Below are 14,154 nucleotides of genomic sequence, written 5' to 3'. Positions count from 1 at the left end.
AAGCTCGCCAGCAACGCCAGCTGTATGGCGGTAGCCCTATATAAGACCTGGCGCCCCAAATGCAATCGCGACGGGCGGGCGCGGAGGCTCACGCGCGCTCGACGCGGGCCGCGATCAGGGCGCGCAGCCGCGCGACGACGACGCCGGCTCGGCGTTGAAGCGCCGCGCCATTGCAAGACCCCGCCTCCACGACGCCGCGAATGCTGTTCGTCAGCAACATATGATCGGCGCCGGCGAGCGCATCAGGACAGAGCGATCCTTCCATCGGCGTCAATCCCGCCTCACCGGCCAGATCGAGGAGAAGCGCCCGCATCCGGCCGGGCAAAGCGCCGTCCGAAATCGGCGGCGTCTCCAAACGGCCGTCGCGGACGATAAAGACATTAGCGACGCTCGCGCAGGCGACGAGATCGCGCGTGTTGAGCATAAGCGCGTCCTCGGCGCCATGCGCCCTGGCCTCCTGAAGCGCGATCAGATTGTCGAGATAGGGCAGCGCCTTTGCGCGCGAAACCGGAGAGAGCTCGTTCCGGCGCGTCGAGGTCGCGATCCAAAGGGAAACCGGCGTCTCGCGCGCCAGCGGCAGAGGCGAGAGCGTCATGACGATCGTCGGGCGGGGCTCCTCAGGAGGCGCGAGTCCGCGCGGCCCCGCGCCTCTGGTCAAGGTAAGCCGGAGCGCCGCCTCCGAGGCCCCTTCAGCGGCGAGATAATTCGTCACGTCGGCGCGAAGCCTCGCAAGATCGACGGCCCTCGCGAATCCAAGGATCCGGAGCCCGGACTCGAGCCGGGCGAGATGTCCGTCGAGATCGAAAGCGCGGCCCTTATGCACGCGCATGGTCTCGAACAGGCCGTCGCCGAGCAATAGCCCGCGATCGGCGATCGGCACATGCGCCCTATCGGGGGCGACGAGCCTCCCGTCCAGCCACACGCGCGTCATTGTCTGACGATGCGCCCAAGGAAATTTCGCAGGATTTGATGGCCGTGCTCGGTAAGAATCGATTCCGGATGAAACTGCACGCCGAAGGTCGGATGCTCGCGGTGCTGCAAGGCCATGATCTCGCCGTCCTGCGACCAGGCCGTGGCGGCGAGCGAGGCCTCGCCGCCTTCGAGATCGACGATGAGGGAATGGTAGCGCCCGACATTGAGCGGGCTTGGCAACCCTTCCAAGATGCCCAACGCGTCATGGCGCACCAGGCTCGCCTCGCCATGCATCGGACGCAAGGCGCGCCGCACTGTCCCGCCGAAAACCTGTCCGATGCATTGATGGCCGAGGCAAATTCCGAGGATCGGCGCCCGGCCGGAATATTCGCGAATTAGCGCCATGGAGACGCCGGCCTCATTCGGCGTGCAGGGTCCAGGCGAAATCACGATCGCCTCAGGCGTCTCGTCGGGGAGCGGCGCATCGTTGCGCACCACCACCGGAGTCGCCCCGAGCTCGCTCAGATAGCCGGCGACCGTGTGAACGAAAGAATCGTAATTGTCCACGACGAGGATCATCGAGCGAGTTCCTTGACCCCAAAAGCCTCGAAGATCCGCCGCGCCTTATCGAGCGTCTCGTCATATTCGGCTGCGGGGCTGGACGCCGTGACGATGCCGCCGCCCGCCTGGACGACGCATGCGCCCTTGCGGAAGCTCGCCGTGCGAATGACGATATTCGTATCCATGGCGCCGTCGAAGCCGATATAGCCGATCGCCCCGCAATAGGGTCCGCGCGCATGGCCTTCGAGCTCGGTGATGATCTCCATCGCGCGAAGCTTCGGCGCGCCCGTGATGGAGCCGCCGGGAAATGCGGCGGCGAGGAGATCGACCGCGCCTTGTCCCTCGCGGAGGCGCCCCACGACGGACGAAACGAGATGATGGACGGAGGAGAAGGTCTCGAGCCCGCAGAGCTGCGGCACTTGCACCGAACCCGGTAGGCAGACGCGCGAGAGATCATTGCGCAAAAGGTCGACGATCATGACGTTTTCGGCGCGATCCTTGCGGCTTTCCCTCAGCGCCTGCGCCTGAATGCTGTCGAGGAAGGCGTCGGCGAACCGCGGCCGCGTGCCCTTGATCGGACGCGTCTCGACGCGATCGCCCTCGAGCCGCAAAAATCGCTCCGGCGAGGCTGAAGCGATGACAAAGTCGGCATGGTCCAGATAGGCGGCGAAAGGCGCCGGGTTGACCTTGCGCAAATGCCTGTAGAAACCGAAATGATCGAAATCATCTGGCGCCGCGGCTAGAAATCTCTGCGAAAGGTTCGCTTGAAAAATATCGCCGGCGAGAATGCGCTCGATGACCTCGCCGACCGCCCGCTCATAGCCGCTCCGGGTGAAATTGCTCGTCCAACCTGAAAGCGAAATATTTCCGGCGGGACGCGAAACGGCGTCCCGGCCGAGTTCGCTTTCGAGCCAGCGCCCCCGTTCGACGGCTCGGCGCCGCCGGGCCGCGGGATCCATCTCGGGCAAGCCTGTCGAGAGAATGAACCCGCGCCGCTCCAGGGCGTCGAAGGCCGCCACTACATCGTAGAGGCCTAGAGAGAGATCAGGGAACTCGAGTTCGTCCAAGGCCGGCTTCGGCAGACGCTCGAGGCTGCGGCCGAGCTCATAGGAAAACAGCCCAGCGGCGCCGCCCTGAAACGGCGGCAGGCCGGGCGTGGGTTCGATGCGATATTGCGCCAAAAGGCTCTTGAGGCGCTCGATCCAGCCGATGTCCGCATCGCGGACTTGAAGCTTCGCGAAAGGATCAACCGCGACAAAGCTATAGCGGCCGAGCTTGCCGTCGGCCATCGCGCTGTCGAGAAAGGTGAGAAACGGCAAATGACTCAGAGCGGAGGCCGCTTCCGCCGCGTCACGAAAGGCAATCTCGATGACATGCATAGGCTCGCCTCAACGGCTTCGTCCGACTGGCCTCTCGCCCTCCCGATCGGCGCGCCGCGCGGTCATCGGGAGGATTTCAGCCCTCAAGCGGCCTCCCAGAGTCGCGAAATCGGCTCAGGCGCCTTTCTTTCAACCTTTGCGGCCAGAAGCCGCTCCCCCGACAACGCTCTATAAAAGCCTCGGCCGAACGCCGCGCTGCGCCTGCGCCTAGTTCCGAGAACCTTTGGCGCCGCCCTCTTTGGCCGGCTCGGACGGCTTCGGCGCGGCCGGGGCCTGCGGCTGGCTTTCCTTCGCAGGCGCGGCCTTCTCAGCCGGCGGCGACGCCGGCTTCGCGGCGGGCCTACCCTTATAGGCGACCAAACCGCGCGGCCTCCTGGCAAAAGACGCCGCTCTCGGCGTTTCGCCGCCGGCCGTCGCTTGCGTCTCGCGCTGAACGGGCAGGGAAGATTGAATCGGCATGGACAACTCCTCGAATAGTCCTTTCGGCTGAAAACCCGTCCTTATCCGATCGGGCTTCCAAAGAGCATATCCAAAAGGCCTTGATTGCGTATTGGCGCGGATCGCGCGGATCGTCAAACGCCGATAAAAAACCAAGCCCGACGAAAATATGCCCCTATATAATGTGGCTTTGAAAAAAATCGATCGTCGTCTTGCATGGCTGAGCGCCATAACGTAGCATTATCGAATATCCGGCTTCAAGATCGCCCGCGATAGGGAACGCGGACGAATCTTCGAAGGCCAGGCGGCGCTTTTTCAATCGCCCTAGCGCCTCGTCAACGTCGTGACACGCTGCCGGACACAAGATCCCAGACGCTGATCAGCCGCTACGGCGAGGTCTATAGGCCGCGCCCCACGCGGTCGCTTCGGCCTAAAGCCACGCGGGAGGACCCTCCGATGCAGATCTCACGGGTCGCGGCCCGCCCGCGAACGATCGCCCGCATGGGCCGTTCGGGCGATCCGCTCCTTGCGCCGAAATAAAAAAACCGAAGCCATCGCGCGCTTTCACAGTTCCCGCCGGCACAAAAGCGCGCTAACAGCCCTATCCGAAGCCTGCGCCGCAATATCGACCTCGCGGCTCGGCGCCGAGGACCGGCCCGCAATAAATTAAGGGCGAACCCAATGCGATGTGAGCAGCTTTCGAGGAGGCGCCATGACTGAAGCCCAGATCGACGGGAGGCCGGCCTCGCTCGACGCGGCGGCCCAGCGCGCTGCGGAAATTTTATCACGCGCCCGTTTGCCCATCGTCGCCGGCCTCGGGACCGACATAGCCGGCGCCCGCGCCTCCATCGCCTTGGCGGAGCGCATTCGCGGCGCCTATGACCACCTGGAATCGGACAAGATCTTCACGGATCTCGACGTCATGCGCCAGGCCGGGCGTTTTGTCACGACGCCGAACGAGGCGCGTCTGCGCGCCGATGTCCTCCTCTTCATCGGCAAGGATCTGACCAAGATCTGGCCGCAGCTTCTCGAGCGGCTCGCGCCGGCCGCCGTCCCGGAATTCGATCTCGCGCACGCCACGCGCAAGCTCGTCTGGATCGCGCCGGGCCGCGCCGCGGCCCAAGTCGACGGCCTTGACGTCACGACGATCGACTCGAACGATCCGCATGTCGCGCTCGCGAGCTTGCGCGCCCGCGTCGCCGATCGGCCGGTCAATTCCGGCAAGGGCGCCAAGCGCAAGATCGACGAGATCGCGCAAATTCTCAAAGGCGCGCGCTTCGGCGTCGCGGTTTGGGGTCCCGAGCTTCTCGATAGCCTCGCGATCGAGATGCTCTATGGCCTTCTCGCCGATCTCAACAAGACGACGCGATTCTCCGGCCTTCCTCTCGGCGCCGACTCCAATGCCGGCGGCGTCCTGCAAGCCTCGGGCTGGATGACCGGCTTCCCCATGCGCACGTCATTCGGACGCGGCTTCCCCGAGCATGACACCTGGCGGTTCGACGCCGCCCGCCTCGTCGACAGCGGAGAAGCCGACGCCGCGCTCTGGATCTCGGCCTATGGCCGCGAAGTCCCGCGCTGGAAAAAGCAGATTCCGCTCATCGCGCTAGTCCCCTCGCAAGTCAAGTTCGATCACGAGCCGCAGGTCCGCGTCGAGGTCGGCGGCCCGGGCGTCGATCATGATTCGGCGGAATTCGCGCGGGAAGTCGGCGCGATTGTCGCCCGCCGGGCTTCGCTGCCGAGCGACGCTCCCTCCGTCTCTTCCGTCATCGACCGGATCGCGCAACATATCGGCGGAGAGGCCTAATGCTTATTCTCCTCAAGGGCGGCCGTATCGTCGACCCCGTCAATAATCGCGACGGCATCGGCGACCTCTGGATCGAGGACGGGCGAATCGTCGCGCCGCCCGCCGGGCGACAGCCTGACCAGATCCACGACGTGACCGGCAAGATCGTCATGGCCGGCGCCATCGACATTCATTCCCATATCGCCGGCGGCAATGTGAACACGGCGCGCCTGTTGCTGCCGGAGCTGCATCGCGCCGATGCCCCGCTGCAGAAGGTCCTGCCCCTGGCGAGCGCCAAATGGTCGACCTTCGAGACCGGCGTTCGCTATGCGGCCATGGGCTTCACCACGGTGATCGAGCCGGCGCTCGCGCCGCATCAGGCGCTTCAAGGCCATCTCGAACTTTCGGACGTGCCGATCCTCGACAAGGGGGCGCTCACGATCCTCGGCAACGACGATTTTCTTTTGTCCCTGCTGCGGGAGGGCGAAAAGCCCGGCGCGATCGCGGATTATGTCGCGGCGACGCTGGCCGCCACCAATGGCCTCGGCCTGAAGACGATTAACGCCGGCGGCGCGACATCCTTCAAATATAACGTCCGGGCCTTCGGCCTCGACGATGCGGTGCCCTTCTACGGAACCACCTCACGCAAGATCCTCGAGGCGCTGCAGCAGGCCGTCGACGATCTCAAGATCCCACATCCGTTGCATCTGCACGCCAATAACCTCGGCATTCCGGGCAATGTGTCGACGGCCCTCGCCACCATCGAGGCGGCGCGCGGCAAGCCCCTACATCTCGCCCATCTACAATTCTATTGCTATGGCGACGAGGGCGATCATGGCTTCTCCTCCGGCGCCGCCGCCGTCGCCGCGGCTGTGAACGCTGCGCCGAATGTGACCGTCGACGTTGGGCAGTCCATGTTCCGGCAGACGGTCACGATTTCGTCCGACGTGCTGCGTCAGTTCAATGCCGTGGGCCAAGCGCGGCCGAAGAAATCGGTGATTTTCGACGCGGACGCCGAGGGCGGCGGCGTCGTGCCTTACCATTATCGCGAGACCGAATTCGCCAACGCCGTGCAATGGGCCTGCGGCCTCGAGCTCTTCCTGCTGATCGACGACCCTTGGCGCGTCTTCTTCACGACCGATCATCCGAACGGCGCGCCTTTCACGACCTATCCAGAGGTATTCGCGCTGCTCATGAGCCGCGAGGCGCGGGCCGAGGCCGCCGCGCGCCTGCCGCAGGCGGCGCTCGCCGTTACGACGCTGCCCTCCATCGCGCGCGAGTACACGCTGAACGAAATCGCCATCATGACCCGCGCCGCGCCGGCGAAGCTCTTGGGCTTGAAGGATCGCGGCCATTTAGGCGAAGGCGGGCTCGCCGATGTCGCGGTCTATTCGCCGGACAAGGACATCGCCAAGATGTTCGGCGCCGCCCATCTCGTGTTCAAGGACGGCGATCTCGTCGTACGCGACGGAACCGTCACGCATTACCGGTGGGGCAAGACGCTCAAGGTGAATCCAGGCTATGACAAAGCCATGGACCGTCGCCTCTCCGGCTATTACGACCATCACTTCGGCGTCTCTCATAATATGTTCGCGGTGCCGGAGCATATTCTTCCGCGTCCCGATCCGTTCCAGGAGGTCGAATGCGCCCAATAGTCAGGAACGGCGTCCGCATCGACGAGTCGTTCGCCGAAGCTTTTCCCATGCGCGGCACGGCGATCGTCATCACCGGGCCCAATCAGCGCTGGGCGAAACAGGCCGCCGTCACCATGACCGGCTTCGCCACATCCGTCATCGGCTGCGGCTGCGAAGCCGGCATCGACCACGAGATTTCCGCCAAGGAGACGCCGGACGGGCGGCCGGGCGTGCGCGTCCTCATCTTCGCCATGTCGTCGGACACATTGCAGACTCAGCTCGTCAATCGCGTCGGGCAATGCGTGCTCACCTCCCCTGGATCCGCCTGTTTCGGCGATCTGGAAAGCGAGGACCGGCTGCAGATCGGCGACGCCATTCGCTATTTCGGCGATGGATGGCAGGTGTCGAAGAAGTTCGGCGCGCGGCATTTCTGGCGCGTTCCGGTCATGGACGGAGAATTCCTCTGCGAGGCGACGACCGGGCTGACCAAAAAGGCGGTCGGCGGCGGCAATCTGCTCATCATGGGCGCGACGCCGAAGACCACCTTTCGCGCGACCGAGGCTGCGGTCGCGGCGATGAACGAAGTCAAGGACGTGATCCTGCCGTTCCCCGGCGGAATCGTCCGCTCCGGCTCGAAAGTCGGCTCGAAATATAAAGCCATGTCGGCCTCGACCAATGACGCCTATTGCCCGACCTTGCGTGGGGCCGTGGCGACCAATCTGGACGAAGACATCGGCTGCGTCCTCGAGATCGTCATCGACGGCCTGAACGAGCAAGCGGTAGCCAAGGCGATGCGCGCCGGCCTCGCGGCCATTCTCAAGCTCGGGCCAGAGGATGGCGCCGTGCGCGTCGGCGCCGGCAATTACGGCGGCAAGCTCGGCCCGTTCCACTTCCATCTGAAGGATCTCCTGCCGTGAAGCCACTCGTCCTCGCGCTCGAACAGGAGCCGGATCAAAGGCTCGACCTGTCGCCTCTCTCCCCGCACCGGCTCGACGGCAAATCGGCGAAGGAGATCGCCGAGATCGAAGTGCAGACCACGCGCGAGAAAGTCACGGTCGGCGATCTCTTTCGCATTCGTCCCGGCGATGCGCAGACGATTGTCTTCGAGGGCGGATCGACGCGGCTCGACAATGTGGGCCTGGGCCTGAAGGGCGGCGAGATCATCGTCGAAGGCGACGTCGGCAAATGCGTCGGCCGGAGCATGAGCGGCGGCAATCTCGTCGTCGCCGGCGACGCCGGCCCCTATGCCGGCTCCGCCCTGTCCGGCGGACGGCTCGAGATTGGCGGCAATGCCGGCGACTTCCTCGGCGGGCCTCTCGAAGGCGAGCTCGAAGGCGTCACTGGCGGCTTGTTGATCGTACGTGGGGACGCCGGCGCCCGCGCTGGCGATCGTCTACGCCGCGGGACGCTCGTGATTGAAGGTTCCGCCGGGGATTATCCAGGTAGCCGCATGATCGCCGGAACTTTGGTCGTGCTCGGCGCGACCGGCGTCTTGCCCGGCTATCTCATGCGGCGCGGCACGATCGCGCTCGCCAACCCACCCGAGCTCGCGCCCACTTTCCTCGATTGTGGCGCGCATGAGCTCGCCTTTGCGAGCCTCTCCTCACGGTTGCTGAAACCCGAAAGCCGTGGCGCAGCCAAGCTCTTCTCGAGCCTGCTCCACCGTTTCGCCGGCGATTCCGCCGCGCTCGGAAAAGGCGAGATCCTATTCCCCGCCTAAGGCGCGCCAACCTTCTGGCAAGGCGCGCTTTTCCTCTCAGCCTCGCGGCCAATGAGCGCGCAAGCCGTTTCCTGGATTTTCCATGCCGTCACATTCGCCTGAGCTCCTCGGCGCCGGCCAGCGGACGCAGATCGGCCTCGGCCTCGGCAGCAATATAGGCGACAAGGCCGGCAATATCCGGCGCGCACTCAACCTTCTTGAAGAGCGCGGAATTGTTCGTTTGACGGCGGTTTCGTCCATCTATCGAACGGCGCCCTGGGGCTTTGTCGAGCAGGATTTTTTCGCCAACGCCTGCGCCCTGGGCGAAACCCTGCTGGAACCGCTCGAGCTTCTCGCCGCGACCACCGCCATAGAACGCGACATGGGCCGCGAGCCCACGGTGCGCTGGGGTCCGCGCCTCATCGACGTCGACATTCTTTTCCATGGCGACGCGTCCTTCCAACACGAACAGCTCAACCTGCCGCACAAGGATCTCTTCAATCGGGCCTTCGTGCTGATCCCGCTTGCCGAGATCGCCCCGAGCTTGAGCTTGTCTGGACGCTCAATCCAAGAGGCCGCCGCCGGCTTCGCGGCCGAGCCGATCGAAAAATGGTCGATCGACGAGTCCGGGACGCAATCGGCCGGGGAGTCCTGAGCCGCGCCGACGGCGAGTTTTCGCAAAGCCTCTCAGCCCCGCCTTACTCGGCGCTCGTCATCGCCCAGCGAATCCGCCAAACTCGCGGATAATGCTGAGAATCGTTCATACGGCCGATTGGCACATCGGACAGAGCTTGCGCGGCTTTTCCCGAGACGCCGAGCATCGCGCCGTTTTCGCGGAGCTGACGGCTCTCGTCGCGGAACGGGAAGTTGACGCGCTCATCGTCGCCGGCGACGTGTTCGACAGCCAAAATCCCGGCGGGGAAGCGCAGCGGCTCTTCTTCGATCTGCTCGCCGGCCTCCATCGCGCGCGGCCCACCATGACGACCGTCATCACCGCGGGAAATCATGACGCCGCCGGCCGATTGGAGGCGCCTGGCGCGCTGCTCGAACGTTTCCGCGTCCACGTCATCGGCAATGTCGCGCGGCGCGAGGGCAAGATCGACATAAGGCGGCATCTCATCCCGCTTGCGGACGCATGGGGCGAGATCGCCGCCCATGCGCTCGCCCTGTCCTATCCGACCGCGGCCTGCCTGCCGCCGTTTTCATCATCGGACGCTACCGGTTCGCCCATCGTTCGCGCGGTCTCAGAACTCTATGGGGAATTGTTCGAGAGCGCGGCGCCCTTGCGCGCCGGTCTTCCCCTCATCGCCACGGGCCATCTCCACGTAGCCGGCGGCGTCGAGTCAGAAGGCGCCGAGCGACGGATCCTCATCGGCGGCGAGCACGCGGTTCCGGCCGGCATGTTCCAGGGACGGGATGCGGCCTATGTCGCGCTCGGCCATCTGCACCGCGCCCAAGATCTCGGCGCGGGCGTGCGCTATAGCGGCTCGCTTTTCCCGCTCTCCGCGACCGAGCACGCCTATCGCCACGGCGTCACCCTCGTGACACTCAAAGGCGCCGAAACCCGCATAGAACACATCCCGCTGACGCGCCCGGTCCCGTTCCTGCGGCTGCCTGAGCACGGCGCGCTGAGGCTGGACGAGCTTTCGGATCGATTGGCGGCCCTCGATCTCGATCCCGCCCTGCCGACCGACAAGCAGCCCTTTCTGGCGATCCGGCTGGCGCCTGAAGGCCTCGCCGCGGGTTTTCGCGCCGAGGTCGATCGAATCGTCGAGAGCGTTCCGGTAAGGCTCGTCGACGCCCGCCTGGCCGTTTCCGCCGAGTCGGAGCCAATGGCCGACACCGTCGCGCCTCTGGTCAGGCTCGCCGAGCGCGATCCCGAAGACATGTTCCGGCGCGCCTTTGAAAAGCGCTATGGCCGCCCGCCGGAGCCTGCGCATCTCGACGCCTTCCACCATCTCCGCGCGGATTTGTGACTATGCGCGTCCTTGCCGTTCGCGGCGAAAATCTCGCGAGCCTCGCCGCTTTCTTCGAGATCGACTTTCGACGCGAGCCGCTCGCGGGCGCCGGGCTGTTCGCGATCACCGGGGAAACAGGCGCCGGCAAATCGACGATCCTCGACGCGATCTGCCTCGCGCTTTACGGCGCCTATCCACGCGTCGCCATAGACCGGCGCGAGAGCGCCCCCGACCCGAGCGGCAAGGAGATCAGCGGGCAGGATCCGCGCGCGCTCCTGCGGCGGGGCGCCGGCAAAGGCTTCGCCGAAGTCGATTTTCTGGGCTCCGACGGGCAAGCCTATCGCGCGCGCTGGGAAGCGCTGCGCGCGCGGGGAAAAGCCAATGGCGCTCTGCAAAACGAGTTACGAAGCCTGATTCGCATTGCCGACAACCAGCCGATCGCCTCGGGCAAGCGCGACGTTCTCATCAAAGTCCAGGCTCTGACTGATTTTACCTTTGATCAGTTTCGCCGCACGGTCCTGCTGGCTCAAGGCGAATTCGACGCCTTTCTTCTGGCCGGCGAGAATGAGCGCGCCGAGCTTTTGGAGAAAGTCACCGGCACGGAAATCTACGCTGCGCTGTCGGTGCGCGCACATGAGGAAGCTGAACGACGGAAAAAGTCCGTCGAAATCCTTGAAACGAGGCTGGCGAGCATCGGCCTTCTCGACGCGCCCGCGCGCGTCGCCCTGGCGCAAGAGCGCGAGAGCCTTGCCCAGGAGGTCACGGCGATCGGCGCCGCGACTGACGCTTTGAAGGCGCGTCTCGAACATCACGCCCGCATCGGCGCCGCCCGCGAAAAATGGGCGGAAGCCGCGAAAGTCCATGAAGCCGCCCTTGCGGCGTCAGCTGGCGTCGCGCCCGAGCGCGGCTTGCTCGCCGAATTCGACAAAGCCGAATTCTTACGGCCAAAGGCCGAGGCCCTCGCGCGGGCGAAGGAAAGCCGCGCCCGCGCCGAAACAGCCCTCACCGGCGCGAGCCTCCTTCACGCGCGGGCGCGGGATGCGGCGCTGAGCGCAACGGCCGAGCGAGAGACGGCGCAAGCCGCCGACCTCGAAGCCGAAAGCCAATTCAAGGCGTTCGGGCCCATTTGGACTCGCTGCGGCGAACTCGACGAAGCGATCAAGCGCGCAGCGATTGAACATGAGATGGCCGAGGCCAAGCGCGTCGCCGCCGAGCGCGGCGCGAAAGATGCTGTGGCCGAATTCCAACGCCTCGATGCGCTTCGCGCCGAAGCCGGCGCTTCGCGCGCGCGAGCGGCGGCGAGCCTCGAGGAGCGCCCGGAAAGAACGCTTCTCTGCGATCGCATTTTGGACATTGAGGACCTGCTGCAAAAGCGCGTCGAGCTCAAGAGCCGCAGCCTGGAAACGCAGGCGATTAATGTCCGCGCCGGCGAGGATGAGCGCCGCTTCGCGGCGCATGTCGCGGCGTTGAAAGCGTCTTCGGATCAGGCGCGGACCGAGCGGGATCGCCTCGGCGCCGAATGCGAGGCCCGTCGCAGCGCCTTTGCCGCGATTGGGGAGGACGCGCTGCGACGGCGAGACCACGCGCTCAGCGAGCTTCTCGCCGGGCTCCGCGACGCCGCCAACGTTCTCGAACGTCATGCGCAGGCGCAAGGCGAAATAGAGCAAAACGCGGCGGCGGCGGCCCAATCGGCTCGCGACATCGAGCAGGCGCGAGCGGAATGCGCGGCCGCGCAAATCTCGCTCGCAACCCATAAAGCGGCGCGCGCCGAGATCATCGGCCTGATCGATCTCGCCGACGCCGCCCTCTCGCCGGAGGCTGCTTCGCTTCGCACGAGTCTTGTCGCAGGATCGCCCTGCCCCGTCTGCGGCGCGCTGGATCATCCAATCGAAGAACGCAGCGACATTGGCGCCGCATTCGTCGCGCGCGTCCAGGCGCGGCGCGCCGAGCTCGACCAATTAATCGCCGGCGCCGCCAGCGCCATTGAGGCCGGCGAGCGCGCCCGCGCCGCCGCCGAGTCGCGCCGCGACTCGGCGCTGCGCCTGGGAAAAACGGCGCTTGCCGCCCAAGAATCTTGCGCGAGCGAATATGATGCGGTTCTGGTCCAGGATCTCGAACCGCGCCGAGCCGCCTTGTCGATCAGCGCCGCGCTCCCAGCCTCGCCCGAAGCCGCTCTGGCCCCGGTCTTGACGCTTGCCGCGATCGTCGGCGCCGAAAGAGCGACCCTCGCCGAAGCTTTCGGCCGAGCGGCCAATCTTCGCGCCGACCTCGACGATCTGAGCGAGGCGCAACAAAAGACCGCTGCAACGCTGGACCAGGACTTAGCCGCGCTGGCTGCGCAGACCCAAGCGCTTCACGCCGCCCAAATCGAGCGGTCCGGCGCAGCAAGGGGTCTCCGAGAATTAGACGACAGACTGGCGTCGATCGATCGCGAGCTCGCGCCCTACCTCGGCGCGGGCGACATAAGCGCGGCGGATCTCGATCGCGACGCCGACGCCGACGCCGCCCGCCGGCAATTGAGACGCCTCGCCGATGAGCGTCGAACAGTGAAAGCGGCCTTCGCCGAGGCCGAGGCGGCCCTGCAGGCACTCGAGCCAAAGCGCGCCGCGGCGGCCGAAGCGCATCTAGGCGCCATCAAAACTTTGGAAAGCGCGACGTCCGACGCCTCGGTCCGGGCGACGGATCTCGACGCCGCGCGCGACGCCCGAGCCGCTCTGCTCAACGGCGAGCCCACGGGCGCGCACCGCACGCGCTGCAATGAAATCCGGCTTCGCGCGCGCGCAGCGCTCGATTCCGCGCGCGCGGCGGAATCAGAAGCGGTGAAAGCGCTCGCGGCGGCCGCTCAAAGCGAAAGCTCTTTGGGCGCCGGAATGGCCGAGGCCGAATTGGTTTTGACGCAATCGGAAGGGGCGTTCGCCGCCGCCGCAGCAGCCTCCGGGTTCACGATCGAACGCGCATGGGATCTGCTCGACGAGGCGCCCGCCGCGCGCGAAGCGCTTCGGGAGAAAATCGCCACGATCGACGAGGTCTTGTCACGAGCGGCGACGGGCCTCGCTGAGAGACGACGCGACCTCGACGACATTCTCGCGCAGGGCGCTGAAGAAGAGGATGCGCCCGCGCTCGGCGCCGAGATCCTGGACCTGCAGGAAAAAGCCGGCGCGGCGCAACGCAGGCTCGGCGCGATCGACAGCCAAGTTTCACGCGATGATGCGGCGCGCGGCGACGCAGAAGCCTTAAATCGCGAGATCGAATCGGCGCGGGCGGGAGCGACCGTCTGGCGCGACGTCGATGAGGCGATCGGGTCAGCGTCGGGCGACAAATTCCGCAAATTCGCGCAAGGCGTGACGCTCGACCATCTCGTCGCGCTGGCCAATCGTCACCTCGCCGCGCTCGCGCCGCGCTATCGGCTCACGCGCGCCACGGCGGGCGATCTTTCACTTCACGTCATCGATCGCGATATGGGCGACGAAAAACGCGCGACCCGCAGCCTGTCCGGCGGCGAGCGGTTTCTGGCGTCGCTGTCGCTCGCGATCGCCCTCTCGGGGCTCGAGGGGCGCAGCGCCTTCGTCGACACATTATTCATCGACGAAGGCTTCGGCTCGCTCGACGCGGAAACGCTCGACATCGCGATAGACGCGCTCGAATCGCTGCACGGACAGGGCCGCAAGGTCGGCGTCGTCACCCATGTCGCCGCCATGATCGACCGCATCGCTGTGCAGGTGCGCGTCGAAAAGCGCGGCAATGGACGCAGCACAGTCAAAATCTTGCCCGCGCGCGCGCCAGCCTGAAT

General features: G+C 65.7%; 11 protein-coding genes. 7 read left to right on the top strand and 4 right to left on the bottom strand.

Annotated features, from left to right (window positions below):
• Positions 1 to 88: 88 nt before the first annotated feature.
• From METAC_RS0121200 to METAC_RS0121180, 4 genes are all read right to left on the bottom strand, one after another.
• Entirely contained in the window at positions 89 to 931 is an 843-nt protein-coding gene (locus METAC_RS0121200) for an aminotransferase class IV (RefSeq protein ID WP_026608557.1), read from the bottom strand.
• A complete protein-coding gene (locus METAC_RS0121195; protein ID WP_026608556.1) occupies positions 928 to 1,491 on the bottom strand; it encodes an anthranilate synthase component II in 564 nt (187 codons plus the stop codon). The genes METAC_RS0121200 and METAC_RS0121195 overlap by 4 nt, the downstream gene beginning before the upstream one ends.
• Positions 1,488 to 2,852: an aminodeoxychorismate synthase component I gene (pabB, locus tag METAC_RS0121190; RefSeq protein WP_026608555.1), complete on the bottom strand. Its 1,365-nt coding sequence runs from the start codon at positions 2,850 to 2,852 to the stop codon at positions 1,488 to 1,490. Before pabB ends, METAC_RS0121195 begins: the two co-directional genes overlap by 4 nt.
• 207 nt (positions 2,853 to 3,059) lie before the next feature.
• Positions 3,060 to 3,311, bottom strand: a complete 252-nt coding sequence (locus METAC_RS0121180) for a hypothetical protein (protein ID WP_156898304.1) — start codon at positions 3,309 to 3,311, stop codon at positions 3,060 to 3,062.
• 691 nt (positions 3,312 to 4,002) lie between these two features.
• Between METAC_RS0121180 and METAC_RS0121165 the strand changes: the two genes are divergently transcribed.
• From METAC_RS0121165 to METAC_RS0121135, 7 genes are all read left to right on the top strand, one after another.
• On the top strand, positions 4,003 to 5,094 hold the full coding sequence (locus METAC_RS0121165; protein WP_026608552.1) for a molybdopterin-binding domain-containing protein: 1,092 nt from the start codon (positions 4,003 to 4,005) through the stop codon (positions 5,092 to 5,094).
• On the top strand, positions 5,094 to 6,728 hold the full coding sequence (locus METAC_RS0121160; protein WP_026608551.1) for a formylmethanofuran dehydrogenase subunit A: 1,635 nt from the start codon (positions 5,094 to 5,096) through the stop codon (positions 6,726 to 6,728). The genes METAC_RS0121165 and METAC_RS0121160 overlap by 1 nt, the downstream gene beginning before the upstream one ends.
• Positions 6,716 to 7,624: a formylmethanofuran--tetrahydromethanopterin N-formyltransferase gene (gene fhcD, locus METAC_RS0121155; RefSeq protein ID WP_026608550.1), complete on the top strand. Its 909-nt coding sequence runs from the start codon at positions 6,716 to 6,718 to the stop codon at positions 7,622 to 7,624. The genes METAC_RS0121160 and fhcD overlap by 13 nt, the downstream gene beginning before the upstream one ends.
• Positions 7,621 to 8,427, top strand: a complete 807-nt coding sequence (locus METAC_RS0121150; protein ID WP_026608549.1) for a formylmethanofuran dehydrogenase subunit C — start codon at positions 7,621 to 7,623, stop codon at positions 8,425 to 8,427. Before fhcD ends, METAC_RS0121150 begins: the two co-directional genes overlap by 4 nt.
• A gap of 82 nt (positions 8,428 to 8,509) precedes the next feature.
• Positions 8,510 to 9,061: a 2-amino-4-hydroxy-6-hydroxymethyldihydropteridine diphosphokinase gene (folK, locus tag METAC_RS0121145; RefSeq protein WP_051335747.1), complete on the top strand. Its 552-nt coding sequence runs from the start codon at positions 8,510 to 8,512 to the stop codon at positions 9,059 to 9,061.
• A 91-nt stretch (positions 9,062 to 9,152) separates the two neighbouring features.
• Positions 9,153 to 10,382 (top strand): exonuclease SbcCD subunit D, encoded by a 1,230-nt coding sequence (locus METAC_RS0121140; RefSeq protein ID WP_026608547.1) that lies wholly within the window; start codon positions 9,153 to 9,155, stop codon positions 10,380 to 10,382.
• Positions 10,383 to 10,384: 2 nt separating this feature from the next.
• Positions 10,385 to 14,152, top strand: coding sequence for an AAA family ATPase (locus METAC_RS0121135; RefSeq protein WP_026608546.1), 3,768 nt, complete (start codon positions 10,385 to 10,387; stop codon positions 14,150 to 14,152).
• The last annotated feature ends 2 nt before the right edge of the window (positions 14,153 to 14,154 follow it).

It is taken from the genome of Methylocapsa acidiphila B2 (assembly GCF_000427445.1).
In the GTDB taxonomy this organism is placed as follows: Bacteria; Pseudomonadota; Alphaproteobacteria; order Rhizobiales; family Beijerinckiaceae; genus Methylocapsa; species Methylocapsa acidiphila.
Note: the sequence above shows the minus strand (reverse complement) of the source record. Positions and strands in the feature narration are given on the sequence as shown.